This window comes from Nonomuraea insulae, assembly GCF_042656245.1.
Window position 1 is genome coordinate 15,594 of record NZ_JBHSPA010000018.1, and the last position, 24,534, is coordinate 40,127.

The 24,534-nt window shown below is 70.3% G+C and carries 24 protein-coding genes; 9 read left to right on the forward strand and 15 right to left on the reverse strand.

Going from position 1 to position 24,534, the window contains the following annotated elements; genetic code table 11:
* Positions 1-34: 34 nt before the first annotated feature.
* The 5 genes from ACFPZ3_RS14610 to ACFPZ3_RS14630 form a co-directional block, all read right to left on the reverse strand.
* On the reverse strand, positions 35-934 hold the full coding sequence (locus ACFPZ3_RS14610; RefSeq protein ID WP_379514613.1) for a sugar phosphate isomerase/epimerase family protein: 900 nt from the start codon (positions 932-934) through the stop codon (positions 35-37).
* Positions 935-944: 10 nt separating this feature from the next.
* Positions 945-3,035, reverse strand: coding sequence for a PQQ-dependent sugar dehydrogenase (locus tag ACFPZ3_RS14615; protein ID WP_379514614.1), 2,091 nt, complete (start codon positions 3,033-3,035; stop codon positions 945-947).
* Between the two features lie 201 nt (positions 3,036-3,236).
* A complete protein-coding gene (locus ACFPZ3_RS14620; RefSeq protein ID WP_379514615.1) occupies positions 3,237-4,466 on the reverse strand; it encodes a S1C family serine protease in 1,230 nt (409 codons plus the stop codon).
* Between the two features lie 145 nt (positions 4,467-4,611).
* Positions 4,612-4,950, reverse strand: a complete 339-nt coding sequence (locus ACFPZ3_RS14625; RefSeq protein ID WP_379514616.1) for a hypothetical protein — start codon at positions 4,948-4,950, stop codon at positions 4,612-4,614.
* A gap of 343 nt (positions 4,951-5,293) precedes the next feature.
* Entirely contained in the window at positions 5,294-5,962 is a 669-nt protein-coding gene (locus ACFPZ3_RS14630) for a hypothetical protein (protein ID WP_379514617.1), read from the reverse strand.
* A gap of 331 nt (positions 5,963-6,293) precedes the next feature.
* Here ACFPZ3_RS14630 and ACFPZ3_RS14635 point away from each other — a divergent pair, with 331 nt between their 5' ends.
* The 6 genes from ACFPZ3_RS14635 to ACFPZ3_RS14660 all read left to right on the forward strand — a co-directional run bounded on the left by ACFPZ3_RS14635 (position 6,294) and on the right by ACFPZ3_RS14660 (position 11,089).
* Positions 6,294-7,316 (forward strand): trypsin-like serine peptidase, encoded by a 1,023-nt coding sequence (locus ACFPZ3_RS14635; protein ID WP_379514618.1) that lies wholly within the window; start codon positions 6,294-6,296, stop codon positions 7,314-7,316.
* 42 nt (positions 7,317-7,358) lie between these two features.
* Positions 7,359-8,498, forward strand: a complete 1,140-nt coding sequence (locus ACFPZ3_RS14640; RefSeq protein ID WP_379514619.1) for a M20/M25/M40 family metallo-hydrolase — start codon at positions 7,359-7,361, stop codon at positions 8,496-8,498.
* 135 nt (positions 8,499-8,633) lie between these two features.
* Complete coding sequence (locus ACFPZ3_RS14645) at positions 8,634-9,083, forward strand: RlpA-like double-psi beta-barrel domain-containing protein (RefSeq protein ID WP_379514620.1); 450 nt, start codon at positions 8,634-8,636, stop codon at positions 9,081-9,083.
* A gap of 13 nt (positions 9,084-9,096) precedes the next feature.
* Entirely contained in the window at positions 9,097-9,693 is a 597-nt protein-coding gene (locus ACFPZ3_RS14650) for a cell wall protein (protein WP_379514621.1), read from the forward strand.
* Between the two features lie 10 nt (positions 9,694-9,703).
* Entirely contained in the window at positions 9,704-10,453 is a 750-nt protein-coding gene (locus tag ACFPZ3_RS14655; RefSeq protein ID WP_379514622.1) for a MauE/DoxX family redox-associated membrane protein, read from the forward strand.
* A gap of 60 nt (positions 10,454-10,513) precedes the next feature.
* A complete protein-coding gene (locus ACFPZ3_RS14660) occupies positions 10,514-11,089 on the forward strand; it encodes a dienelactone hydrolase family protein (protein WP_379514623.1) in 576 nt (191 codons plus the stop codon).
* Here ACFPZ3_RS14660 and ACFPZ3_RS14665 read toward each other — a convergent pair.
* Together ACFPZ3_RS14665 and ACFPZ3_RS14670 are read right to left on the reverse strand one after the other, a co-directional pair.
* Positions 11,086-11,427, reverse strand: coding sequence for a chorismate mutase (locus ACFPZ3_RS14665; RefSeq protein ID WP_379514624.1), 342 nt, complete (start codon positions 11,425-11,427; stop codon positions 11,086-11,088). The genes ACFPZ3_RS14660 and ACFPZ3_RS14665 overlap by 4 nt on opposite strands.
* A 42-nt stretch (positions 11,428-11,469) precedes the next feature.
* Positions 11,470-11,679: a hypothetical protein gene (locus tag ACFPZ3_RS14670; protein ID WP_379514625.1), complete on the reverse strand. Its 210-nt coding sequence runs from the start codon at positions 11,677-11,679 to the stop codon at positions 11,470-11,472.
* Between the two features lie 175 nt (positions 11,680-11,854).
* Between ACFPZ3_RS14670 and ACFPZ3_RS14675 the strand changes: the two genes are divergently transcribed.
* Both ACFPZ3_RS14675 and ACFPZ3_RS14680 read left to right on the forward strand, forming a co-directional pair.
* Positions 11,855-13,126: a sensor histidine kinase gene (locus ACFPZ3_RS14675; protein WP_379514626.1), complete on the forward strand. Its 1,272-nt coding sequence runs from the start codon at positions 11,855-11,857 to the stop codon at positions 13,124-13,126.
* Complete coding sequence (locus ACFPZ3_RS14680; RefSeq protein ID WP_379514627.1) at positions 13,114-13,767, forward strand: response regulator; 654 nt, start codon at positions 13,114-13,116, stop codon at positions 13,765-13,767. Before ACFPZ3_RS14675 ends, ACFPZ3_RS14680 begins: the two co-directional genes overlap by 13 nt.
* A 14-nt stretch (positions 13,768-13,781) precedes the next feature.
* On the opposite strand, the gene ACFPZ3_RS14685 is transcribed toward ACFPZ3_RS14680, so the two are convergent.
* Both ACFPZ3_RS14685 and ACFPZ3_RS14690 read right to left on the reverse strand, forming a co-directional pair.
* Positions 13,782-14,039: a hypothetical protein gene (locus tag ACFPZ3_RS14685; protein WP_379514628.1), complete on the reverse strand. Its 258-nt coding sequence runs from the start codon at positions 14,037-14,039 to the stop codon at positions 13,782-13,784.
* 58 nt (positions 14,040-14,097) lie between these two features.
* Complete coding sequence (locus tag ACFPZ3_RS14690) at positions 14,098-15,030, reverse strand: DUF6221 family protein (RefSeq protein ID WP_379514629.1); 933 nt, start codon at positions 15,028-15,030, stop codon at positions 14,098-14,100.
* A gap of 167 nt (positions 15,031-15,197) precedes the next feature.
* Here ACFPZ3_RS14690 and ACFPZ3_RS14695 point away from each other — a divergent pair, with 167 nt between their 5' ends.
* On the forward strand, positions 15,198-16,532 hold the full coding sequence (locus ACFPZ3_RS14695) for an esterase/lipase family protein (protein WP_379514630.1): 1,335 nt from the start codon (positions 15,198-15,200) through the stop codon (positions 16,530-16,532).
* Between the two features lie 54 nt (positions 16,533-16,586).
* Here the strand turns inward: ACFPZ3_RS14695 and ACFPZ3_RS14700 are convergent, their stop codons facing one another.
* The 6 genes from ACFPZ3_RS14700 to ACFPZ3_RS14725 all read right to left on the reverse strand — a co-directional run bounded on the left by ACFPZ3_RS14700 (position 16,587) and on the right by ACFPZ3_RS14725 (position 24,385).
* Positions 16,587-17,993, reverse strand: a complete 1,407-nt coding sequence (locus tag ACFPZ3_RS14700) for a PLL family lectin (protein ID WP_379514631.1) — start codon at positions 17,991-17,993, stop codon at positions 16,587-16,589.
* Positions 17,994-18,092: 99 nt separating this feature from the next.
* Complete coding sequence (locus ACFPZ3_RS14705; protein WP_379514632.1) at positions 18,093-19,904, reverse strand: pectinesterase family protein; 1,812 nt, start codon at positions 19,902-19,904, stop codon at positions 18,093-18,095.
* Positions 19,904-21,190, reverse strand: coding sequence for an ABC transporter substrate-binding protein (locus ACFPZ3_RS14710; RefSeq protein WP_379514633.1), 1,287 nt, complete (start codon positions 21,188-21,190; stop codon positions 19,904-19,906). The genes ACFPZ3_RS14705 and ACFPZ3_RS14710 overlap by 1 nt, the downstream gene beginning before the upstream one ends.
* A gap of 5 nt (positions 21,191-21,195) precedes the next feature.
* A complete protein-coding gene (locus ACFPZ3_RS14715) occupies positions 21,196-22,608 on the reverse strand; it encodes a glycoside hydrolase family 43 protein (protein ID WP_379514634.1) in 1,413 nt (470 codons plus the stop codon).
* Entirely contained in the window at positions 22,605-23,474 is an 870-nt protein-coding gene (locus ACFPZ3_RS14720) for a carbohydrate ABC transporter permease (protein WP_379514635.1), read from the reverse strand. Before ACFPZ3_RS14720 ends, ACFPZ3_RS14715 begins: the two co-directional genes overlap by 4 nt.
* The gene (locus ACFPZ3_RS14725; RefSeq protein WP_379514636.1) at positions 23,471-24,385 is read right to left on the reverse strand and encodes a carbohydrate ABC transporter permease; all 915 of its coding nucleotides are present in this window, start codon (positions 24,383-24,385) and stop codon (positions 23,471-23,473) included. Before ACFPZ3_RS14725 ends, ACFPZ3_RS14720 begins: the two co-directional genes overlap by 4 nt.
* Between the last annotated feature and the right edge of the window lie 149 nt (positions 24,386-24,534).

Here is a 24,534-nt window from a genome sequence, read left to right on the forward strand (position 1 = left end):
GTGGGCCCGGTCGCCGGACCGGACCCACGTTCCGCTAGAAGCGCACCTTCCGCAGGTAGGAGTAGCCCACCTCGGACGTACGCCGCGGCGTCACGTCGGGGGTGTCGTTCTCCACGATGTACTCCTTCACCTGGTGCGCGTCGAAGACCCGGCGGAAGTCGATCGTGCCGGTGCCGAGGTCGGCCATGTCGCCGTCCGGGGCCCGGTCCTTGACGTGGTACTGCAGCACCCGCTGCGGCGCCCTGCGGATCACGTCGATCGCGAACTTCACCGGGTCACGGGCGCCGCGCCCGACGCCGCCGGTGACCGCCCAGTAGATGTCGATCTCCAGGTGGACCAGGCGCGGATCGAGCTCGGAGGTGAGCACCTGCCAGGGCGTCTTCCCGCCGCCGAGATCGGTGGTGAACTCGTGGGCGTGGTTGTGGTAGCCGTAGCGCAGCCCGGCCGAGCGGGCGACTCTGGCCTCGACGTTCATGCGCTCGGCCCAGCCCTTCCACTCGTCCAGGCTGGCGGACTGCAGGAAGGGCACGACGATGTACGACTGGCCGAGGGTCAGCGCGTTCTCGATCTTCGTCTCCAGGGCGGCGTCGTCGGGGCTGATGCCGTCGTGGCTGGAGCTGGCGTGCAGGCCGAGCCCGTCGAGGAACGCGCGTAACTGCTGGGCCGTCCGGCCGAAGTAGCCGAGCGCGAGCTCGACCCTCGGGTAACCGATCTCGGCCAGGTAGGCGAGGGTGGTGTCGTAGTTCAGGGCCAGGTCGTCGCGCACGGTCCAGAGCTGCATGCTGATCTGGCCGGGAGGGACGCGCTCCCCGCGCGAGTGGTGCGGCGGCGTCGTCGCCGCGGCGGCCGGGGACGCGGCGGCGAGCGCGCCCGCCCCTAGCCCGAGACCGGCGGCGAGCAGGGAACGCCTGCTGGGGCCGTAGCCGTAACACATGGAAGGTCTCCTAACTGGTGGGCTGGAGCACGACCTGGGTGCTGCTGGTCAGCGGGGGCAGGCCGCCGGTTCCCGGGTCGGTGTAGGTGGCCACGAAGACACCGGTCAGGTGATCGGTCTCCGGGTCATGGCCGCTCGGCAGGGTGGTCTGGATGGAGCCGGCGCAGCCGCGCGCCGTGGTCTGCGGGTGGCCGTGGTCGTCGTGGCCGAGGATGTAGTCCACGGTCACGTTGGCGCAGTCGACCGGCTGGTCGTCGGTGACGCGTACCTCGAACTCGACGAGGTCGCCGAAGGTGAACGGCTGCCCGTCCACGGGCCGCACCAGCTCGACGACGGGGGCGGCGTTGCCGACCACGACGCGTACCGAGGTGGCGGCGGACCTGCCGCTGGGGTCGGTGACCTTGAGCGTGGCGTTGTAGAGGCCGTTCCGGGTGTAGGTGTAGGACCCCTGCGGGTTGCGGGAGTCGACCCGGCCGTCGGCGTTGAAGTCCCACGCGTAACGGAGCCGGTCACCGTCGGGGTCGCTCGTGCCGGTGCTGGTGAAGCTCACCGTGAGCGGCGCGAGGCCGGCCGTCGCCGACGCGGCCGCCACCGGGACGGGCGAGTGGTTGCCGGTGTTGCCGATGTAGTCGATGCGGGCGAGCTGGGCGTCCGGGTTCTCGCTGAAGAAGCCGTCGCCGTATTCGAGCACGTAGAGCGCGCCGTCGGGGCCGAACTCCATGTCCATCGGGTTGTCGAAGACGACCGAGGGCAGCACGTCCTCGATCCGCCGGTCGCGGTGCATCGCCTTGACGTAGTCGCGGGTCCACTCGTAGAGGAGCGGGACGCCGTCGTAGTACTTCGGCCAGCCCACGGCGGTGCGGCCGCGGGTGTCGGCCGGGTCGAAGTCGTACGCGGGTCCGCCCATCGGCCCGATGCCGCCGGTGCCCAGCGCGGGGAACTCCGCCGAGGGCCCGTAGGAATACCACACGTCCGGCTGCGTGACCGGCGGCAGCGCCCGCAGGCCGGTGTTGTGCGGCGACTCGTTCACCGGAGCCGCGCAGTTGAACGCCGCGCCGGAAGCCCCGGTCGCGAAGTCGTAGTCCACGTACGGCAGCCGCGCCGTCGCGCAGTACGGCCAGCCGTAGTTGCCCGCCTTACGGATGGTCGTCCACTTGCCGGTCCCCGACGGGCCGCGCTGGGGGTCGGCCTCCCGCTGGTCGGGCGAGTAGTCGCCGACGTACAACACGCCGGTCTCCCTGTTCACCTCGATGCGGAAGGGGTTGCGCAGGCCCATGGCGTAGATCTCCGGCCGGGTGCGGGCCGTACCAGGCCTGAAGAGGTTGCCGCGCGGGGTGGTGTAGGAGCCGTCCGCGCGGACGCTGATGCGCAGGACCTTGCCGCGCAGGTCGTTGGTGTTGCCGGCGCTGCGCTGGGCGTCGAAGGCGGGGTTGCTGTCGGCCCGCTCGTCGATCGGGGTGAACCCGTCGGAGAAGAACGGGTTCGTGTCGTCGCCGGTGGACAGGTACAGGTTGCCCGCCGGGTCGAAGACGATGTCCCCGCCGACGTGGCAGCAGATGCCGCGGTCCACGGGAACGTCGAGGATGCGCTGCTCGGTGCGCAGGTCGATGGTGGCGCCCGCCCAGCGGAACCGCGACAGCCGGATCAGCCCCTTGAAGGGCGCGAAGTCCTGCGGCGTGCCGGTGAACGGGGCGTCGCCCTCGTTGACGTCCGGCGTCGCCGGGTCGTCGATGGGGGTGTCGAGCGGCGGCGAGTAGTAGAGGTAGATCCAGTCGTCCTTCTTGGAGCCCTTGCCGAAGCCGGGGCTGAGGGCGATGCTCTGCAGTCCCTCCTCGTCGTGCTGGTAGACGTCGAGCGTGGCGGCGAGCGTGTTGAGGCCGGTCTGCGGGTCGTGCAGCCAGACCTCGCCGCGCCGGGTGGTGTGCAGGACCCTGGAGTCCGGTAACACCGCCAGGTCCATCGGCTCGCCCGGATGGTCGTTGAGCGTGACCTTCTGGAACTGGTCGTCGGGGGGCGGGGCCGCCGCACGGGCTTGTGCGGCGGTCTGCGGCATGAGTATCGCCGCAGCAGTCAGGGCCGCGATCGCGGTTCTCGCTCTCATGCCTCTCTCCTTCGGTCTACTCGGGGGATAAGAGAGGGCAAATTAACGTGAATGTAACCCGAGTTACGCCGATAGAGGAGGGCCTAATCACCGCCGATCGGACTAAGTGCGCGTCCGCCACGCAAAGCGCCCCCTGCCCAGCGGGGCAGGGGGCGCGGTGGGGCAGGGGGCGGTGGGGCAGGGCGCGGTGGGGAGCAGGGGCTACTTCTTCTCCTCCATGGCGACGGTCACCGTGCTCTCCTTGCCGTCGCGCTGGTAGGTGACCTCGACCTTCTGGCCGACCTTGTAGCCGCGGACCTGGCCGACGACCGTGTCGCCGCCGGAGACCGCCGTCTCGCCGATCTTGGTGATCAGGTCGCCCTGCTTGAGCCCGGCCTTCTCGGCGGGGCTGCCGGCGGTCACCTGGCTGATGAGCGCGCCGCTCACGCCCCCGCTGGCGTCGGTCACGCTCACGCCCAGGTACACGTGGCTCACGGTGCCCTTGCTGATGAGCTGCTCGGAGACGTTCTTGGCGGTGTTCACGGGGATCGCGAAGCCGAGGTTGACACCGTCGGCGGCGATCGCGCTGTTGATGCCGACCAGCTCACCGGCCGCGTTCACCAGGGCGCCGCCGGAGTTGCCCGGGTTGATCGCCGCGTCGGTCTGGATCATGCCGCCGAGCGTGGTGTTCTCCTCCGCCTGGCTCTGCCCCTGCTGCTGCCCGCCCCAGCCCGGCGGGAGCTGCTGCTGGTCCTGGCCGCCCCCGCTGCCCGAGGTCACGGTACGGTCGAGCGCGCTGATGATGCCCGACGTCACCGTCCCGTCCAGGCCCAGCGGGCTGCCGATGGCCAGGACGTCGTCGCCCACCTTGAGCTGGTCGCTGTCGCCGAGCGCCACCTTGGCCAGCCCGGAAACGCCCTCGGCCTTGATGACTGCCAGGTCGGTGCTCGGGTCGGTGCCGATGACCTTCGCCTGGGCGGTCTTGCCGTTGTTGAACTTGACCGTCAGCCCGCCGTTCTGCCCGCTCACGACGTGGTTGTTGGTGAGGATCAGGCCGTCCTCCGACAACACCACGCCGGAGCCTTCGGCGGTCTGCCCCTGGATCATCACCACGGACGGCTGCACCTTCTCCGCCACCTGCGCGACCGTGAACTGGTCGGCGGCGGCGTGGAACACGGGGCTCGGGGTGTTCGGGGTGGCGGTCACCACCGGCCTGCTGCCGTCGGCGAGGGAGGCGCCCACGGCCCCGCCGCCCAGCGCCGCCACCGACACGGCGGCCACGGCGGCCAGCGCGAACCCGGCGATCGCCTTGCGCGTCAGCATGAACCCGGTCCGCCGCGGCGGAGGGGGAGGCGGCGGGATCAACGCGCCCGGCCGGGTGAACCCTCCCGCGGACGGGGGTGTGTCACCGAACTGGCTCCAGCCACCGGTACGAGGCTCGTTCGCGTCCATGTCATCTCCTAGTGTCCCGATGACACCAGGATGATCCATCGTGCGTAAATCCCGGCTAAGCCGCTGGTCCCCCGCCGCCGCGGCTGCTGATCTCGGCCTTATCGCCGCTGGCAGCACATGGTCGTCACGGCCGAAAACAAACTTTTCACGGCTGTGTGTCGCAGTACGGGCCCGGTGACACCCCCGGCGCGTTCAACGTCAGGCAGATGACATCACCGGAGACCAGCGCCGGATACGGCTCGTACCAGCCCTGCACGTAGGAGGGCGCGGACTGGTGGGTCAGGCTGCCGGTGACGGGCACGTCGTTGACCGTGGCGCTCACCGTGAGCGTGGTGGGCGGCGGCTTGATCGTGAAGACGAACTGGCCGTCCTCGAGCCCCGCGCACACCTGGGCCTCGGGGAGGCAGACCGGCCCGGCGGCCTGGGCGGGCGCCGCCGTCAGGAGCAGGGCGAGGGGCGCTAACAGCACCAGGACGAGTTTCATGAAGCGCTCCCATGGGTTACCGGCGAAACGATCTGACAGTAACCCGATCATCCTGTCAGATCCACCGGTGATCCCCACAGAAGAGATGTGAGGGTTCACACCCTCACATCTCCCGTGCCGGGTCTCAGCGCCGGCGCCTGCGGCGGCGCGCGCTGCGAGAGTTGTCGCTGCCGCCTCCCGGAGGCGGCGGCGGAAGCCGGAAGAAGGTGATTCCCAGATATCGCTGGATGGCCATGGTGTCCCCTCATGCGATTCGTGGGGTTCGCCGGAACGGCTGCGCGTGCCGGACCACTGGATCCATCCCATACCCGGGAATCAGCTCGAAAACCCTGCTGACCTGCTGTTACTTGTCGGAGATCTGCCGACGCTTGAACATCGGGTGCTTGGTCTCCCAGTAACGCCAGCCCTCCACCCGGGAAGGCACGCTGGCGATGCCGGCGGCGACCTTGACTCGGTCGCATGTGCCGAGCACACTCCAGGCCGACCAGCCGATGCGGTAGCCGAAGACGCGGTACCACATGTTGCCGTACATGCCGTCGGTGATCTCCCGGGTGTATTCGTGCCCGGTGAAGACCATGTGCCGCTGCTCGAGGTGGGGCAGGCCCAGTCTCCGTAGCTGGTGCACCACTTCCCCGGCGTCCACTGCCGCGGTGTCCGCTGCCTCGGCGTCCGCTTCCTCGGGCTCCACTGGCGCGATGTCCGCTTCCGCGAAGCCGAGTTCCCCTCTGCGAAGGGGCCTGGTGATCGACTTCAGCCTCTCGTTCTCGGTTTCGAGGAAGGCGGTCACCTCGTGCTCCCTGGTGACCGACACCGTTATCGAGCCGCCGGGGCCGTCGATGTAACGGGTGCGGGGTACGAAGAAGTTTCTCGGCGACATTCGGTGAATTCGCCAGAAAGTATGGTGTTCGCAGTTTCTGCGACCGTCGTCGTCGTCGTTGACCGTCACCGCGCTCGCCGCCGGGGCGAGGGAGACGACCAGCGTCGCGGCAAGGAAGCCACGCATGGCCGGCATGGCCATATTTTTCATTCGGGTGAACATATACCGTTCCTTTCGGCATGCGGCCCATGGACGCCAGACCGGTACAAGATTTACAGTTGCCGCGACTCAGATGAGAACGCCACGCCGAATTAGAATTTCCTTTACACGGGCAAGAACCGGTGAAAGAACGTCAATATCGGACGGGCATTGGTCATGGTTTCGTCGGCGGCGGGGACGTCGACGCTCCGTGCCGAGCCGGATTCGTCCCGTGATGGCGCTATATCGAGTTGTGCGGGTGTTGAGTCGGATGGACCGCTCCGTACGTACCTCCCTACGGCAGATTCCGGGTTTCGGGAGGTACGTAATGCACCGTAGAGTCGCCCTGCTCTCCGCCCTCGCCATCGCCGTGGCGGGCGCCCTGGTCCCCGCGAGCAGCGCGCAGGCCGCGAACGACCCCAGGCCCTCCGGGTGGGCCGCCGCGGACTCCGGGTCGGAACGCAGGACCGTCTCGCAGTACTGGACCACGCAGCGCATGCTCGCCGCGCAGCCCCTGGACGCGCCCGCGCCCCGGCGTACGAGATCGAGCGGGCCGTCCAGGGGCGAGCCGTGGGCCACCCGCGGCACCTCCAGACGCACCTCGTGGAGCACCCGCGGCGCGTCGTGGACCGTGAACGCCACCCAGCAGGCGGCGGTCCCCAACAGCCGCGGCCTGCAGTGGACGGACGGCGGCGCGGTCGTGCGCACCACCGGGCGGGTCTTCTTCACCACCGCGGAAGGCGGCAACGCCTCCTGCTCCGGCTCGGCCGTGACCAGCGCGAACGAGAGCGTCGTGATCACCGCGGGCCACTGCGTGAAGATCGACGGCGCCGCCCACAGGAACTGGGTGTTCGTCCCGGCCTTCGACGACGGGCAGCGCCCGTTCGGCACCTGGGTGGCCACCGCCATGTTCACCACGCAGCAGTGGAACGCCAACGAGGACATCAACTTCGACGTGGCCGCCGTCGTGGTCGCGCCGCTCAACGGCCGCACGCTGACCGACGTCGTGGGCGGGCAGGGGGTGGCCTTCAACCAGGCCAGGCAGCGGCAGATGTTCGCCTTCGGGTATCCGGCGGCCGATCCGTTCGACGGGTCGGAGCTGATCTACTGCAGCGGGCGCTCGTTCAACGACACCGTCATGACCACTGACCAGGGGCTGCGCTGCAACATGACCGGCGGCTCCAGCGGCGGGCCGTGGTTCCAGAACTTCAACGAGTCGACCGGCCTCGGCTGGCTGAACTCCGTCAACAGCTTCACCTACAACTTCGCCCCGAACTTCATGTTCGGCCCCTTCTTCGGGGACGAGGCGATGGCCGTCTACCAGGCGGCGCAGAACTCCGAGGCGCTCTGAGGCGGTGCGGCATGATGGGATCCTTCAGCCAGGAGGCCCCTCATGCCGGATCCGCTGCCGCTGCTCGAACGCCTCATCGCCATCGACTCGGTCAACCCCGACCTGTCCCCCGGCGGCGCCGGGGAGTCGGCCGCCGCCGGGTTCTGCGCGCAGTGGCTGGGCGAGCGCGGGTTCGAGCTCCACCGGCTTGAGCGGCGACCCGGCCGTCCGTCCCTGGTCGCCGTGGCCAGGGGCTCAGGTGGCGGCCGTTCACTCATGCTCAACGGCCACCTGGACACCGTCGCGACCGGCACGTACGACGGCGAACCGCTCACCCCGCGCATCCAGGACGGCAGGATCTACGGCCGCGGCGCCTTCGACATGAAGAGCGGCGTCGCCGCCATGATGGCCGCCGCCGCCCGCGCCACCAGCGGCTCCCCACTGCGCGGGGACGTCATCCTCGCCTGCGTCGCCGACGAGGAGCACGCCAGCTTCGGCACGGAGGAGGTGCTGGAGACCTTCACGGCGGACGCGGCGATCGTCACGGAGCCGAGCCTGCTGGAGGTGACACTCGCCCACAAGGGTTTCGCCTGGTACGAGGTCGAGATCCTCGGCCGCGCCGCCCACGGCTCCCGCCCCGACCTGGGCGTGGACGCGATCGCCAAGGCCGGCCACTTCCTGGTCGCCCTGGAGGACCTGGGCCGCCGCCTGGCCGCCGCCGGCGGACATCGCCTGCTGGGCCCCGGCACCGTGCACGCCTCCGTCATCGAGGGCGGCGAGGGCCCCTCGACGTATCCGGCGCGATGCCTGATCACGATCGAGCGCCGCACGGTTCCCGGCGAGGACGCTCACACGGTACGAGCCGAGCTCACGGACCTCCTCGACCGCCTCGCGGCCACCGTCCCCGACTTCCGGTACGTCCTTCGTGACGGCCTCCACCGCGAGCCCTTCGAGGCCGACCCCGGCTCGGACATCGCCCGCGTCCTCCTGGGCCAGGCAGAACGCGCACTCGGCCACCCCCCGATGATCCGCGCCGAACCCTTCTGGACCGACTGCGCCCTGCTGACCCGCGCCGGCATCCCCTGCCTCCTCTTCGGAGCCGACGGCGGCGGCGCCCACGCCGACACCGAATGGGCGGACATCGCCTCGGTCCACCAGGTCACCGACATCCTCACCGCCACCATCACGGAATTCTGCGCCTGACAACGCCCCGCCCGTCGCGCCATCCTCCGAAAATCGGGCATTGACGAAAAATCCTTACATGGTACTCATAGATCAAGTCGGAAAGCTTCAGACCCCTCGCTGAGATCGTCCAGAGCTCACCCAAGGAGGACGCGCATGGCGCGAAGCAAGTCCCCCGACCCGCCCGCCGACTTACTCGGCCCCGTCCAAGGAGAGGTCTCCTGGTTCTGCTGCGGCACCGCCTGGGGCCCCTGCAGCAGCACCGGCAAGGGAGCCTGCGGAACCTGTAACTCCGGCAGCCTCCAGCACGCCTGGCCCAACGCCTCCGACGCCTGCTGGGCGATCACCCGCCCGGACAGTTGCGGCGTCAGCCTGTCGCGCAGAACCTGTGGATTCCGCCACCGCATCACGGCGCTGTGCAGCGGCACCAGCGTCGTCACCGCCATCGCCGACTGCGGCCCGCAGACCGACCTGTTCTGCGGCGAGCGCAGTTGTTGCGGCGCGACCTGCGCGAGCAACCGGCTGATCGACCTGACCCCCGCCGCCTACAGCCAGATCGCCAGTCTCTCTTCCGGCCTGCGACCGGCGGAGATCTCGACGCCCTGACAGGAGGCGAACGATGCGCACCAGAAGGGACATGCTCAGGTCCGCCGTGCTCGGCGGCGGCGCCAGTGTCGTCGCCGCGACCGCGCTGGGCTCGCTCGGCCCGGAGGCGGCCTTCGCCACCACGGCCCAGCAGGTCGAACCCGGCTCGCCCGACCCGAACTTCGCCGAGGGCAGGATCCGTTCGATCAAGGAGAACACCCTCCTGGTCCTGGGCTCGAACATGGTCTTCCACACCATCAGGGTCGTGGACGGCACGAGCCTGTGGAAGCTGGGGCCGGTCCCGTTCGACCAGGCCCAGCCCGGTGACGGCCTGTACGCCAGAGGCGTGCTCATGCCGGACGGCATCCTGGCCGCCGAATCGGTGTGGCTCAACATCGTCAACATCAAGGGCCACATCAAGAACATCACCGGCCAGACCATCCACCTCGACCACAACGGCACCGAAGTGCTGTGCCACGTCGTGGCCGGAAAATCGGTCGCCATCCATTCCGAGTCGCCGGCCACGTCGGACCTGTCGATGCTGAAAGTGAGCCAGCACGTGCAGATCCTGGGCGCCTGGCGGCCGGACACGAACGAAGTGGACATCGCAACGGTCTTCTCCCCCCACTAGGAGGCAGCTCGTGAACGGGATCGCCGCGTCGCAGCCGTACGTGATCGCCCTCTTCCTCCTCTGGGCAGGCCTGATGAAGCTGCTCAGCCGGCGGATGCGGGCGCGGGCCGGGCAGACCGCCCTGGCCCGGCTGACCGGCCCGGCGCGCGCGGTCCCCGCGCTGCGGCTCGTCGGCCTGGCCGAGCTGGCCGTGGCCGCCTTGTTGCTGCTGCCCCCGGTCCACCCCCTGGACGGAGCCGCCGCCGCACTGCTGTCGGCCGGTTTCCTCGCCTACCTCGCCTACGCCCGCGTCGCCGCGCCCACCTCGTCGTGCGGCTGCCTGGGCACACACTCCCGGCCCGTGGACGCACGCGGCTTCGCCCGCGCCGCGCTCCTGCTGGCCGCCGCCGTGCTCTCCATGACCGCCGCCTCGTCGCCGATTCCCGCCGTCGTCCTGCTGGAGGCCGTGATCCTGCTGGTCCTCTCCTCGGAGCTGGACCGCTACTGGCTCACCCCGCTACGCCGCCTCCTGGTACGCCTGCGCCGCCCCCTCGCCCTGCCCCCGCTCCGCGACGTCCCCTTGGAGGCGTCCCTGCACCTGCTGCGCCGCAGCCTCGCGTACTGCTCGGCCTCCGCCCAGCTCACCTCGGACGTCCGCGAGACGTGGGACGAGGACGGCGTGCGGTTCGTCGTGTACGGGGCCCGCGAACGCACGGCCGTCTTCTCCGTCCCCCTGTCCGGCGACGACCCTGGAGCCGTCCGGGTCGCTCTTGTGGACTGATCGCCCGGGTTGCTGGCATACTCGCCATCCGAAAACCCGATCGAAATCAGGGGTGCCGAGATGGCCGAGGTGCTGCTGTTCCATCACGCGTACGGACTGACGAGCGGCGTGGGCGAGTTCGCCGAGACGCTCAGGGGCGCCGGTCACACCGTCCACGTGCCCGACCTGTTCGAAGGCCGTCTCTTCGGCTCCGTCGAGGCGGGCGTGGCCCACGCGCGGGAGATCGGGTTCGACACGGTCGTCGCGCGCGGGGTGGCCGCCGCCGGCGAGCTGCCCGGCTCGCTGGTCTACGCCGGGTTCTCGCTCGGGGCGATGCCGGCGGAGAAGCTGGCCCTGACGCGGGCGGGGGCGAAGGGAGCGCTGCTGTTCGACTCCTTCGTGCCGCTCGCGCACTTCGGCGCTTCCTGGCCGGAAGGGGTGCCCGTGCAGATTCACGGGATGGACGCGGACGAGGATTTCGTCGACTCCGGCGACCTCGACGCGGCCCGCGCCTTCGTGGCGGCGACCTCGGGAGCGGAGCTGTTCCTCTACCCCGGGGACCGGCACCTGTTCGCCGATCCCAGCCTGCCCTCCTACGACGAGCCCGCCGCCAAGCTGCTGGCCGAACGCGCGCTCGCCTTCCTCAGCACGCGCTAGTTGCCGCGGGCGGCGGCCCTGTTGCTGGCGATGAGCTCGTGGTGGCGGACGACCTCGGCGATGATGAAGTTCAGGAAGCGCTTGGCGAAGACGGGGTCGAGCTTCGACTCTTCCGCGAGCGCGCACAGGCGGCTGATCTGGGCCGCCTCCCGCTCCGGGTCCGCGGGCGGGAGCTGATACTCCGCCTTGAGCCGGCCGACCTCCTTGGTGCACTTGAAGCGCTCGGCGAGCAGGTGGACGAGGGCGGCGTCGAGGTTGTCGATGCTGTTCCTCAGGCGCTGCAGCTCCTGCCGGACGTATCTGTCCTGATCAGGCCGATCTTCAGAGGGTTTTCCCACAAATATCCCCTTTAGCGCAACATGACCGTAGATGGGCAAATATTACCCGTCCGAGCGCCGCCTGTCGTAGTGCTGGACGATCAGCGCGGCGGCGCAGGCCAGGGTGGCCAGGCCGAACCCGACCCCCAGGAACAGGTGGAGTCCGGCCGTGTTCGACACCATGTTGCCGACCATGAAGACGGCCAGCAGCAACCACAGGACGGGGCGGCTCACCCGGATGCGGGAGGCGGTGGGGCGGATCTCGTGACTCATCGTGTGCTCCTTCATGGTTCGGGGCGTTCGTCTCGCACAGAACGCTACGAACCGGCCGCCCTAGCAGCGATCCCACCAGCGGGACAGGCACGGGTACAGCCTGCTGTACTCTTCGCCCCGCTATCTCACGACATCACGCCTCATGTCCTATGGTCTGAGCGACAAGGAGGTGCGGATGCCGACCCACGACCCGACGGCCGGGCAGCGGCCCGCCCGTTTGTGGGACGTGTCCGCCCGTGGCCGCGCCACTCTCGACGGACTGGAACATCTTGTCGGCGGCATGGGCACCGCCGCGCTGGCGCTGGTCGCGCTGACCCTCCTGGCCGCCGTCGCGCTGGCCGGCCTCACCGGCGTGGGCCTGCGGCTGGCGCCCGGTGGCCTGCGCGTCCTGCGCGCGGTGGCCAACCGGGAGCGGGCGCGGCTGTCCCGCTGGGGTCCGCAGATCATCGACCCCGACCCGGTGCCCGACGACTGGCGCGGCGCCATCAGGCAACCCGCCTCCGGACGGGAGCTGCGCTGGTTGCTCACGCACGCGACGCTGGGGCTGATGCTGGGCATTGTCGGGCTGACGTTGCCCTTGAGAGCGGCGCTCGACCTGACGTTCCCGCTGTACTGGCCGCTGCTGCCGGATTCCGAACGGGCCGGCGCGGTGCTGGAGATCTGGGACGCCTACGACCTGCGGGGCGCGCTCCTGGTCAGCTCGATGAGCCTGCTCTGGCTCGCCCTCGCCGTGGTGGTCATCCCGGTCATGGCGCGGTTCCAGGCGTGGCCGGGGCGGCGGCTGCTGTCCGCCGATCCCGGCACCGACCTGGCGCTACGCGTGGCGCAGCTCGCCGCCACCCGCGCGGCGGCGCTGGACGCCCACGCCGCCGAGCTGCGCAGGATCGAGCGCTCGTTGCACGACGGCACGCAGAACCGGATCGTCGCCGTCAACGTGCTGCTGGGCGCGGCCCGCCGGGCGGTGGCCCGCGACCCGGCCACCGCCGACGAGCTGCTCGAACGTGCCCAGGACGCCGCCGAGCAGGCCCTGGCCGAGCTGCGCGCGGTCGTCCGCAGCATCCTGCCCCCGGTGCTGGCCGATCGCAGCCTGGCCGACGCGCTCACCGGACTGGCCGCCGCCAGCCCGGTGCCCTGCGCGGTGGACGCCGAGGTGCCCGGCCGGTGCCCCGCCTCCGTCGAGGCCACCGCCTACTTCGTGGTGGCCGAGGCGCTGACCAACATCGCCAAGCACAGCCAGGCCCGGCAGGCCACCGTGTCCGTCCGGCGGACCGACGACCGGGTGCTGATCCAGATCACCGACGACGGACGCGGCGGGGCCGTCGAAGACGGCGGGTCCGGCCTGGGCGGCATCCGCCGCCGTACCGAAGCCCTCGACGGTGTGTTCGCGTTGACCAGCCCCCCAGGCGGGCCTACCACCATGAATGTGAGCCTTCCATGCGGATTGTGATCGCCGAAGACGACCCCTTGCTGCGCGAAGGCCTCGCGCTGTTGTTGCGCGCCGAGGGACTCGACGTGGTGGCCACCGCCCCCGACGCCGCCGAGTTCCTGGTCGCCGTCGACACCCACAAACCGGATGTCGCCATCGTCGACGTGCGCATGCCGCCCACCCACACCGACGAGGGCATCGTGGCCGCCGTCGAGGCCAGGCGGCGGCTGCCGGGGCTGGCGGTGCTGGTGTTGTCGGCGTACGTGGAGCAGGCGTTCGCCACCGACCTGCTCTCCCACGGCAGCTCCCGGCTCGGCTACCTGCTCAAGGAGCGGGTCGGGCGGGTCCAGGAGTTCATGACGGCGCTGCACCGGGTGGCCGGCGGCGGCACGGCCATCGACCCGGAGGTCGTCGCGCAACTCCTCACCCGCGCCCGTCCCGACAACAAGCTGGAACGGCTCAGCCCGCGCGAGCGCGACGTGCTCGCCCTGATGGCCGAGGGACTGGGCAACGCCGCGATCGCCGAGCGGCTCTTCGTCACCGACGGCGCCGTGCACAAGCACATCCGCAGCATCTTCGCCAAGCTCGACCTGGCGCCGACCGACGGGACGGATCGGCGGGTGGCCGCCGTCCTGCAGTTCCTGGAGAGCGGCCGCGAGTAGGAATCGCGCGGAGGTCAGGCGCCCAGGTCTCTGACGATGTTGTCCAGCCGTACGGCCAGGTCGTCGAGGGCCTGGTCGGTGCGGGCGCCCTCCGGGAGCTGGGCCACGACGTCGTCCCGCCGCGCGATGACCAGGCCCTTGTGGGCCTCGTCCACCTCCGCGGCCGGGAGCACCACGCAGTCGCCCCTCACGAACACCAGCGTGGCGTCCTGGTGGCGCGAGTCCAGCAACTGACGGACACATTCTCTGTCGATCAAGGACATGGAAGACATGGGTGCTCCTCACCGTTGAGTGGCCGATTACCCTGCCAGAAGATGTGAAACCTCCACCTCAGACCGCCCATTCGTCCCGCCAGCCCGGCCGCAGGCGGTAGCCGGAGGCGAGGCGGCGCAGGGTGGCGCAGGGTGAGCCGCCGGCGCACTCGTCACAGTCGCGGGCGTGCAGCGCCAGCAGGGCCAGCTCCGCCTCGCAGCGGGCGACGGCGTCGGCCGGGTCGTGCAGGGCGATGTGGATGGCCTCGACCGGTTGCAGCAGGTCGTCGGCGTGGAAGCCGATCGCGCTCACGCCGCGCGGCCCGTCGAACTCCAGCCGGTTGCCCTCGCTCGCGGGCACGTACCGCCAGTCGCGTCCGCCCGCCGTCTCGGCGGTCGCCTTGTCGGCCTCGATCTGCGTACGCAGCCACTCCGGCAGCGGCCCCCCGTCCCCTTCCCCCTCGAGTTTCCACAGGAACGGGGTGACGACGGCGTTCAGCTCGGAGACCAGCGCTTCGATCGAGGCCTGGGCGTCGTCCAGGTTGGGCAGCCCCGAGGCCCGGGCCTTGGTCGGGTGGGGCAGCAGGTCGGCCGGCAGGGGCACGCGCAGTTCCAGCGTGGCCAGCGCGGTCGGCCTCTCGTACGGCGGCGCCGTGTACGTCCGATCGCCCCCGTCCTGCCGCTGCCATCCGGCCCACCCGTCGGGCAGCCGCACCGGGGTGGGCGCGGCCAGTTCGACCACCGCCATCAGACCGGGCGCCTCCTCGGGCCGGTGACAGGTGGCGTCCAGCACGCGGGGATGGCGGCGCACGTACGGAGGGTCGCCCACCGGCCGGCCGGCCACCTCCCAGGCGCCCAGCGCGAAGTGCAGCGGGTCGAGCGTGATGCCTTCCGCGGCCGGCTCTCCCTCGGTGGCCTCGAACGCGTGCCGCCATTTGCGCAACTGCTCGCCGTACCGCTCCTGGGTTCCTTCGTGCGCCGCGTCGATCCAGAACGCCCGCGTGCCGGCCATGGGCTTCCTCCGAACTCGCTCCCTGTTCTCCGTCCTCTGACCTCATCCGACCTGCGGAAACGCACTATCACACCATCACGTGTTGCGCATGGTTGATTACTGAGAGTGAACGTACAGTGTGCTCAGTGGCGCCAGTTGGCCCCGCACGTGAGAAAGAGGATCGAAGCATGGCGCAGGAACCGAGAATCGACGTCGAGACCAGGGCTCAGGGAGTCGAGGCCAGCCTGAGCTCCGAGCAGGTCGAGCGCGTCGCCGAGGCGCTGGGACAGCAGGGGATCTGGTTCGCCACCCCGCCGGAGCGCGAGGGCCAGGCCCGCAGGCCCGAGGTGGTCTGGGAGCTCGTGGGCGACCGCCCGCACCAGGGTTACACGGCCACCGGCCGGGCCGCCGTGCACCTGGCCGAGGGGCACGACGCGCTGACCAGGCCGCTGATCCTGGCCGACGGCTTCAACTACGGGCCGAGCGACCTCGACGCCCTGTGGCGGCACTTCAACAAGCCGTACGCCAAGGGCACGCCCGGCTTCCTCGACCAGCTCAGGAAGATGGGCATCGACGTCGTGCTGCTGGGCTTCGACCAGCGGCACGTCGCCATCCAGGCCAACGCCGGCGTGGCGGTCAGCGCCGTGCTGCGCGCGATCGAGGAGCGGCGCGGCGACGACCCGCTCGTCGTCGGCGGGGTCAGCATGGGCGGGATCGTCACCAGGTACGCCCTGGCCCGCATGGAGAACGATCGCATCGACCACCAGACCGACAAGTACTTCTCCTACGACAGCCCGCACCTCGGCGCGTGGATCCCGCTGGTGCTGCAGCAGCTCGCGTACCTGCACGAGTCGCTGTCCCCGCGTTCCGACGGCCCGGGTCAGGCCGAGCTGATCCGCAGCCCGGCCGCGCAGCAGCTCCTGTGGGGCTGGGTGGACAGCGCGGACTACTCGGGTCCGGTGACGAGCGCCAGCCCGCTGCGCCAGGAGTTCCTGGAGGACCTGCGCAGGGTGGGCTGGTTCCCGATGCGGCCGTACAAGCTGGGCCTGGCCAACGGGACCGGCAACGGCAGCGGCCCCGACCTGCCTCCCGGCACTCCGGTCTTCGACCTGCAGCACGAGGCGCTGCAGCTCACGGCCAGGATCCAGCCGGACATGGGCGAGCTGCAGAACATCGGCGTCGTACGCTTCGGCGCGCCGGTGTGGACGAGCGCCACCTCGCACGTGGCCGCGTTCGACGGGGCGCCCGGCGGCACGATCGACCTGTGGGGGCGCTTCGCCGACGCGGCGGGGCTGCCGATCCAGGACCGGTTCAGGAGGAGCGCCTTCGTCCCGTCGGTCAGCGCGATCGGGCTGGCCAGGGACCCGTTCCAGTGGCAGTCGGACCTGTACCTCGACCTCGGCGACCTGCCGAAGGACGAGACGTTCCTGGACGCGTTCTGCTGTGACGCCGGCAACACGGAGCACAGCGCCCCGTCGAGGCCGCTGATCGAGTGGTTCCTGGAGCAGCTCGCCGGTTGGTGACCTGCTGCGGACGACAGAGTGCCGGCCCGCGGTCGCGAGCCGGCACTCGCCATGTCAGCGGACGCCGCGGTGCACGCACAGGAGCTGGTCGCGGGTGGCGTTCTTGTCGCGGTAGGCGATGACGGCGGGGCCTTCGCCGCTGCGGTGGTCGGGCAGCCGCTCGTCGGCGGTCCAGCCGGAGCCGTTGAAGCCGCTCCACCACAGGCTCTCGTCGGAGGCGCCGCGGTGCAGGCAGTACAGCCGGTCCTTGTAGACGGTCAGGGCCGGGCCCTCGCTGGTGTGGTGGGCGGGCAGCTTCTGGTCCGGGCTCCACGTCGAGCCGTCCCAGCGCGTCCACCAGAGCGCCGTGTCCTCACCGGCGCCGCGGTGCACGCAGTAGAGGTGGCCCCGGTAGACCGCCAGCGCCGGGTTCGAGCGGCTGGCGTGGCCGGGCAGCCGCTGGTCGGGGCTCCAGCCGGAGCCGTCCCAGCGGGTCCACCACAGCGCGGCGTCATTGCCCGCGCCACGGTGCACGCAGAAGAGCTGCCCGTCGTAGGCGGCCAGCGCCGGAGCGGCGTCGGTGAAGTGTTGCGGCAGCCTCTGGTCGGGGCTCCAGGCCGAGCCGTCCCAGCGCGTCCACCACAGCGCGGCGTCCTCGCCGGCGCCGCGGTGCACGCAGAAGAGCTGCCCGTCGTACGCGGTCAGCGCCGGCCCCGCCTGGCTGAAGTGCTGGGGGAACTTCTGGTCCTCGCTCCAGCCCTCCTCGGCGTCGTACACCGTCCACCACAGGGCGGCGTCGCCGGAGGTGCCCCGGTGGGCCAGGTAGAGCCGGTCCTGGAACTCGGCCAGGGCCGGGTTCGACACGCTGAAGTGGTCGACGAAACGCTGGTCCTGGCTCCAGCCCTCGCCCGGCTCGTGGACCGCCCAGTACAGGCTGGTGTCGCCGGCGGTCCGGCGCCGGCCCTGGCGGGCCGGGACGAGCATGCCGGGCGCGGTCCACGGCGAGGCCAGCTTGACCCCGTACGGGCGGGCGGCCTCGCCGATCCAGCCCGCCTTGTCGCGTACGGAGCGCTCGACGACCGGGGCCAGCCAAGAGCCCAGCACGGCGCCCGCGAGCTCCCCGATGAGCTGCGGGATCTCGGCGGCCAGCAGCGCGGCCGACTCGTTGAGGTGGATCTCGTAGCCCCACCACCTGGCCACCGGCCAGACGTCGGCGCCCCTCTTGCGCAGCTCGCCCTGAACGCGGCGGACTCGCTCCTGGTCCTTGGCGGCGAGCTCGGCGATCTGGCGCTCGCTCTCCCGCCTGGCCTCGGCCGCCTCGCGCTCCGGAGCCTCCTCCAGCAGCTCGGTCTCGACGGCGGCGTCGACGGCGGCCGACGCCACCGGGTCGTCCTGGGCGTGCAGCAGTGCGGCTTCGCCGCCGATCGCCGTCTCTTCCTCGGTGTCGATCGTGATGCGGTCGGCCCTGGTCTCGTCGGTCATTTTCCAGCCCCCTGGAGTATTTGATGGGTGAACTTCGCCATCGTAACTTTGGGTAGTGATTCGATTACTCTAGGGCTGGATTGTTCCGAGTAAAGCCGGTCAGGGTCGCCAGCCGCCCAGATACCGCCGCACGGTGTGCTCGGCCGCCTGCCTGTCGGTGAGCTGCGGCCGGTCCGCGTTGACGGCCGCGCCCGGGCCGGTGTCGCGGTACTCGGCGAAGCGGCCCTCGCCGTCCCACGGGTCGTCCTTGACGTGCGCGGCCAGCCAGGAGTCACGGACCACGACCGCGCCGGAGCTCCCCAGGGACGTGGACTTGGGGGTGTCGCCCTCCAGCCGGCTTCCGTTGACCAGGACGGTGCCGCCCGCCGTCACCGCGCCGGGGCCCGCCGACTTGACCGTGCAGCCGTCCAGGACGGTCGTGCCCTGGCCGCGTACGATGCCCGCGTCGCCCTCGACGTAGCAGTCGCGCAGGTAGGAGCGGCGGCCGTCGGCCTGGTAGGTGCCCGCGTCGCCCACGAAGCGAGTGCCCTCGAAGGCGGTGCGGTCGCCGGTCGTGCGCACGGCGGCGGCCGGGCTGGGTGCGGCCGACTCGTCGTAGGTGTTCTGGAAGGTGATGTCCTCGACCGTGACGCCGTCGGCGAGCACGGCGAAGGTGGCGCTCTGGGCGTCGCCCCAGGTGCCGCCGTAGAACTTCGCGGCGCCCGCGGCCAGCTCGTAGCTGACCACGACGTCCTCGGGGTTGCCGGTGGCGCCCCTGATCGTCAGGTCCCTGTCGCCGGGCCAGACTCGTACCTGCTCGCGGTAGACGCCCGGCTTGACGGTGATCACCGCGCCGCGCGGCGCGGCCCCGACGGCGGCCTGGAGGCTGGCGAAGTCGCCGGTGCCGTCGAGCGCGACCGTGATGCGGCGCGCGACCGGCCTTTCCCCGCCGAGCGGCCCGGCGCCCCGGGTGACGATGGCGGGCACCTTGGCGACGGGGTCGAGGGTGTAGGCGTAGTAGGAGGACGGGTCGAACGCGGCGCCCGCGCTGTCGTTGCGGCCGGGCGAGTCGTTGAACACGTTGCCCCGCTGCACCGCCTGCGCGGTGGCGTCCTTGACCACGATCGGGTCGGGCACGTCCTGGTAGTAGCTGTTCTCGACGACCATCCTGCCGCTGCCGCGGATCATGGTGCCGTACAGGGCGGAGTCCTGGACGTAATTGTTGTACCAGTGCGCGGCCTCGGTGTTGTCGATGCTGGCGTTGCGCTGGTGGGTACCGCGGATCCAGTTGTGGTGCAGGGTCACCTTGGTGACGACGTTGGTGGTCCAGCCGATGCCGACGGCCTTGTTGTGGTCGCTGAAGACGTTCCAGGAGACGGTGACGTAGTCGGTGTCCTTGCGGATGTCCAGCAGGCCGTCGCCGGTGCGGGTGAAGTGGTTGTGGTCGATCCAGACGTGGTGCGCGCCGTCCATCTGCACGCCGTCGTAGTCCTTGCTCTTGCCGTCCCAGTCGCCGGGAACGTAGGAGTCGCGGATCGTCAGGTTGCGGAGGATGACGTTGTGCACGCCGTTGAGGAAGAACCCGCCGTGCACGATCTCGGCGCCCGCGCCGTCGCCGACGATGCTCTTGTCGGAGGCGACCTCGATCTCCTTGCCGTACGGCTCCATCGCGATCGAGCCCCTGACCTTGATCACGTACGGCTCCGCGGCCGTGGCGTACCTCTCCAGGTCGGCCTGGTTGTCCACGCTCACCGTCCGCCCGGCCGCGCCGCCGGTGGTGCCGTCCACGCCCAGGGCGCTGAGCCCGGCGAAGCCGTCGGCGCGCGGGGTGTGGTCCGCCTGGGCGTTCGAGGCCAGGACCTGGTGGCCCAGGTCGGGTGCGGGGTGCAGGGCCGTGACGGCGGCCACGGCGAGCGCGGCGATCGTGTGCATCAGCCGTTCCTCTTCTTGTACCCGGCCTGCGCCTCGGTCAGCTTGCCCGCGAACTCCGTCAGGAAGTCCTGGGCGCTGAGCCGGCCCAGCAGCACCTTCTGGAACTGCGGCTCGGCCCACGTCTTGGTGATCTCGTTGAACTCCGGCAGGTGGTACGGCATCTGCACGACCTTGGTCGCCGGGTCGTTCAGCACCCGCTGCGCCTCGACGATGTGCTCGGCCTGCGTGTCCTTCACGTCGGTGTTGGCCGGGATGACGCCGCTCTCCTTGGCGATGTAGCCGCCCATCTCCTTGGCGGCGAAGAACTCGGCCAGCTTGACAGCGGCCTCCTTGTTCTCACTGGCGGAGAAGACGCCGACACCGCTGACCGGGTTCGACAACACGGACTGGGTGCCGGAGTCGGACTTGGGCACGGAGAAGGAGGAGACCTTCTCGGGGCCGAGCGCCTTGATGTGGTCCTGGTAGGAGCCCAGGTTGTGCTGCATGACGGCGATGCTGCCCGCGGTGTCGAACTGCGCGACCATCTTGACGTAGTCGTTCTGCAGGTCGGCCTCGGGCGTGTTCCTCTTGTACAGTCCGGCGTACTTCTCCAGCGCCGTCACGTTGCGCGGGTCGTTCAGCGTGGCCTTGCCGGTGGCGTCGAAGAACTCCGTGAGGCCTGACTGGCCGTACACGACCTCCAGCATCTGGGCGATGGAGCCCGCGCCGCCGCGGATGGTGAAGCCGAAGCGGTTCTCCTCCGGCCTGGTCAGTTTGTCCACCGCGGCGAAGAACTCCGACCAGGTCTTCGGCGGCTCCAGCCCGGCCTCCTTGAACCAGTCCTTGCGGTACCAGAACGCGCCGGCGTTGGTGGAGATGGGATAGATGTACATCTTCGCGTCAGGGGCCACGTTCTTGACCGTGGTCATGAGCGCGTCGTTGAACTTGCCGTTCAGCGCGGGGTTCTTGGCGATGCGGTCGTCCACCGGCTCCAGGGCCTTCTGGGCGACCAGGTTGCCGAGTCCGGAGGTCGCCACGTCGGCCACGTCCGGCGTGCCGCCGCCGGCGATGGCGGTGTCGATCTTCTGGGCCGACTGCGCGATCGGCACGCCCACGTAGTTGACCTTGATGGTCGGGTTGACCTTCTCGAACTCGGCGATGGCGTGCTGCCAGAGCGGCGTGCGCGCGGGTCCCGCGTTGGTGTCCCAGAAGGTGATCTCGGTCTTGCCGCCGGAGCCGGTGTCCGAGCCGCACCCGGCCAGGACGGCCGCCAGCAGGATCGCGGCCGTCGGCACATGTCGTCTCATTGCCCCTACCTCTCGATGTCCACGGTGAACGCCTCGAAGATCGCCTGGCCGGCGCCGTCCCCCGCGGCGAACAGCCCGAGCACGGCCCCCACCCACCGGCCCTGTGTGGCCTGGAAAGGGGCTCCGACCTGGCACGGCCCGTCCCCGGTGTCGGCGAAGAAGGTGACGAGCGCGCCGTCGCCGATCCGCGCGCCGACGGTGACGGGCCCCTGGACGGACACCGGGTCCATGTCGCCGCAGACCAGGACCGTCTCGTCCCCCGCGCGCTCCAGCCCGACATACGCGGCGGTGTCGCCGACGACGGCCAGCCCGGCCCGGCCCTCGCCCTCCAGGGTCAGGCGGGTCGTGACGGCGCAGGGCTCGCCCGGCAGCCGCTGCCCCAGCACGGACGGCCGTTCCCGGAGATCCTCCGGCCCCGGCACGCAGGCCAGCCGGAGCTTCCCTTCCCCGACCGACCACCACGACGGGTCGGGGTTGGCCTGCCAGCTCCACTGCATCCCCAGGTCCGGCCCGGCGAAGTCGTCGGAGGCGGCCGGGGCGGCCGGCTCACCACCGGGAACGGGCACGGGCGCCTCGGCCACCGGCTCGCCGTCCGCCCCCATGACGGGCCAGCCGCCGTTCCACCGCATCGGCTGCAGGTGCACGACCCGCCCGTAGGGGCCGCGGTCCTGGAAGTGCATGAACCAGTGCTCGCCTGACGGCGTGTCCACCCAGCCGCCCTGATGCGGGCCGTTGACGTCGGTGCCGCCCTGCGCCAGCACGATGCGGTCCTCGTACGGACCGAACACCGACTCCGCCCGGAACACCGACTGCCAGCCCTGCTCGACGCCGCCCGCCGGCGCGAAGATCCAGTAGGCCCCGTCGCGCTTGTACAGCTTGGGCCCCTCCAGCGTCCGGTAGCCCGGCAGCAGGTCGGCGTCGATGACCAGCGTGCCCTCGTCGAGCACCCCGCTCCCGTCCGGCGCCATGCGGTTCACCGTGAGCCGGTTGTTCACGCCCGCGCGGCTCCTGGCCCACCCGTGCACCAGGTACGCCTGCCCGTCGTCGTCCCACAGCGGGCACGGGTCGATGAGCCCGACCCCCGGCTTGACCACGTGCGGCTCGCTCCACGGGCCCCGGGGGTCCGCGGCGCTCACCCAGCGAATGCCCACGTCCGGATCGCCCCAGAAGATCCAGAAGCGACCGTCGTGGTGGCGCAGCGACGGCGCCCACACCCCGCAGCCGGGCCGTACGTCGTCGTACCCGCTGGTCACGCCGTGGCCGATGATCGTCCAGTTGACCAGGTCGCGCGAGTGCAGGATCGGCAGCCCCGGCACCTTGGTGAAGGTGGAGACCGTCAGGTAGAAGTCGTCGCCGACGCGGATCACGTCGGGGTCGGACCAGTCGGCGTTCAGCACGGGGTTGCGGTAGGTGCTCATCCCTTCACCGCCCCGGCCGACATCCCCTGGACGAGGTAACGCTGGATGAACGCGAAGACGATCACGACGGGCAGTGCGGCGACGACACCGCCGGCGGCGAGGGCGCCGAAGTCGGCGCTGTTCTCCCCGAGGTTGTAGGCCAGGCCCACGGGCACGGTGAATTTCTCCTGGTCGTTGATGAACATGAGGGCGAAAAGAAAGTTGTTCCAGCTGTGGATGAAGGCGAACGAGCCGACCGCGACCAGCGCGGGCCGCAGCAGGGGCAGCACGATGGCCAGGAAGCCGCGCAGGCGCGAGCAGCCGTCCACCCAGGCGGCCTGCTCCAGCTCGTACGGGATGTTGCGGATGAAGCCGCTGATCAGGATCAGGGAGAGCGGAAGCTGGAAGACCGTCTCCGCGACCACCAGGCTCCAGAGCGAGTTCGTCAGCGACAACGTGCGGAAGATCTCGAACAGCGGGATGATCATCAGTGCGCCGGGGATGAACTGCGTGCAGAGCATCCCGATCAGGAACGCGCCCTTGCCGCGGAAGGTGTAGCGGGCCAGCGCGTATCCCCCGGCCAGCGCCACCACCGTGGTCGCGACCAGCGAGGCGACGCCGACCATCAGGCTGTTCCTGAAGAAGACGGCGAACCCCATCCCGTTCCAGACCGTGTCGAAGTGCTCCAGCGTGATCGGCCACGGGAAGATCGCCGTGGAGCCCCTGGGCCGGAAGGCGAAGACCAGCATCCAGTAGAACGGCACCAGCGTGAACAGCAGGTACAGGGCCAGCGGGAGATAGATCTGCCACCGCGGCACCCGGTTCGCGCCCTTGACGGGCGCGGCCTGAGGCCGCGTCACCGGTGGGCGCTCGGTCACCATGGTCATGACTTCACCCCGAACTTGCTGAGCCGCAGGTAGACGATGGAGAAGAAGGTCAGGATGAGGAACGCCACGGTGGTCAGCGCGGTGGCGTAGCCGAAGTCGTGCGACTGGGCGGCCAGGGAGGCGACGTACAGCGGCAGCGTGGTGGTCTGGTGGGCCGGGCCGCCGCCGGTCAGCGTGTAGAGCAGGTCGACGTTGTTGAACTCCCACACCGAGCGCAGCAGGGTCGACAGGATGATCGCGTCGCGCAGGTGGGGCAGCGTGATGTGGAAGAACCTGCGCAGCCGGGTCGCGCCGTCCACGGAGGCGGCCTCGTACAACTCCTTGGAGACCGACTGCAGGTCGGCGAGGAGCAGGATCGCGAAGAACGGCACACCCCGCCACAACTCGGCCACCACGGCGGCCCAGAACACGGTGCCGGGGTTGGCCAGCGGCGCGGCGCCGTAGTCCATGAGGCCCATGTCGGCGAGATAGCGCGACATGCCGGTGAACGGGTTGTAGAGCAGGACCCAGATCGCGGTGGTGAGCACGCCGGAGACCGCCCACGGCGAGAAGACCAGCGCCCGCGAGATCGCGCGGCCGACGAAGCTCTCGTTGACGATCAGCGCGAGCGCGAGCCCGAGCAGGAACTGCAGCACGACCTCGACGACCACCCACTTCAGGCTGAAGCCGAGGCTCTGCCAGAAGATCGGGTCGTCGAAGAGCAGCGTGCGGAAGTTCTCCAGCCCGGCGAAGCCGTTGTCCCAGGGCTTGGTGACGTTGTAGCGCTGAAGGCTGTAGTAGATGACGCTGGCCATCGGGTACACGAGGAACCCGAGCATCGCGACCAGCGAGGGGGCGATCAGCACATACGGCGCTAACGCTCCCGCTCGGCGTGGTTTGGTGCGGGGCGGGGGCGCCGAGACGACGGCCACGTACGGACTCCTTTGTGGTGCCGGGTCTGCAATCGGTTGCAGGAAACGTTGCGTTAGCACGTACGCAACGTCAATGGCATGAGAACCACGCGGGTGCCACCATCAGGGCAAACGCCGAAATTTCGAAATTTTCGCGGCTATGGCCTGGT

Coding starts and splice junctions, on each gene's coding strand:
- ACFPZ3_RS14610 (WP_379514613.1), bottom strand. CDS start 934: ATGTGTTACGGCTACGGCCCCAGCAGGCGTTCCCTGCTCGCCGCCGGT.
- ACFPZ3_RS14615 (WP_379514614.1), bottom strand. CDS start 3,035: ATGAGAGCGAGAACCGCGATCGCGGCCCTGACTGCTGCGGCGATACTC.
- ACFPZ3_RS14620 (WP_379514615.1), bottom strand. CDS start 4,466: ATGGACGCGAACGAGCCTCGTACCGGTGGCTGGAGCCAGTTCGGTGAC.
- ACFPZ3_RS14625 (WP_379514616.1), bottom strand. CDS start 4,950: ATGAAACTCGTCCTGGTGCTGTTAGCGCCCCTCGCCCTGCTCCTGACG.
- ACFPZ3_RS14630 (WP_379514617.1), bottom strand. CDS start 5,962: ATGCCGGCCATGCGTGGCTTCCTTGCCGCGACGCTGGTCGTCTCCCTC.
- ACFPZ3_RS14635 (WP_379514618.1), top strand. CDS start 6,294: ATGCACCGTAGAGTCGCCCTGCTCTCCGCCCTCGCCATCGCCGTGGCG.
- ACFPZ3_RS14640 (WP_379514619.1), top strand. CDS start 7,359: ATGCCGGATCCGCTGCCGCTGCTCGAACGCCTCATCGCCATCGACTCG.
- ACFPZ3_RS14645 (WP_379514620.1), top strand. CDS start 8,634: ATGGCGCGAAGCAAGTCCCCCGACCCGCCCGCCGACTTACTCGGCCCC.
- ACFPZ3_RS14650 (WP_379514621.1), top strand. CDS start 9,097: ATGCGCACCAGAAGGGACATGCTCAGGTCCGCCGTGCTCGGCGGCGGC.
- ACFPZ3_RS14660 (WP_379514623.1), top strand. CDS start 10,514: ATGGCCGAGGTGCTGCTGTTCCATCACGCGTACGGACTGACGAGCGGC.
- ACFPZ3_RS14670 (WP_379514625.1), bottom strand. CDS start 11,679: ATGAGTCACGAGATCCGCCCCACCGCCTCCCGCATCCGGGTGAGCCGC.
- ACFPZ3_RS14675 (WP_379514626.1), top strand. CDS start 11,855: ATGCCGACCCACGACCCGACGGCCGGGCAGCGGCCCGCCCGTTTGTGG.
- ACFPZ3_RS14680 (WP_379514627.1), top strand. CDS start 13,114: ATGCGGATTGTGATCGCCGAAGACGACCCCTTGCTGCGCGAAGGCCTC.
- ACFPZ3_RS14685 (WP_379514628.1), bottom strand. CDS start 14,039: ATGTCTTCCATGTCCTTGATCGACAGAGAATGTGTCCGTCAGTTGCTG.
- ACFPZ3_RS14690 (WP_379514629.1), bottom strand. CDS start 15,030: ATGGCCGGCACGCGGGCGTTCTGGATCGACGCGGCGCACGAAGGAACC.
- ACFPZ3_RS14695 (WP_379514630.1), top strand. CDS start 15,198: ATGGCGCAGGAACCGAGAATCGACGTCGAGACCAGGGCTCAGGGAGTC.
- ACFPZ3_RS14700 (WP_379514631.1), bottom strand. CDS start 17,993: ATGACCGACGAGACCAGGGCCGACCGCATCACGATCGACACCGAGGAA.
- ACFPZ3_RS14705 (WP_379514632.1), bottom strand. CDS start 19,904: ATGCACACGATCGCCGCGCTCGCCGTGGCCGCCGTCACGGCCCTGCAC.
- ACFPZ3_RS14710 (WP_379514633.1), bottom strand. CDS start 21,190: ATGAGACGACATGTGCCGACGGCCGCGATCCTGCTGGCGGCCGTCCTG.
- ACFPZ3_RS14715 (WP_379514634.1), bottom strand. CDS start 22,608: ATGAGCACCTACCGCAACCCCGTGCTGAACGCCGACTGGTCCGACCCC.
- ACFPZ3_RS14720 (WP_379514635.1), bottom strand. CDS start 23,474: ATGACCATGGTGACCGAGCGCCCACCGGTGACGCGGCCTCAGGCCGCG.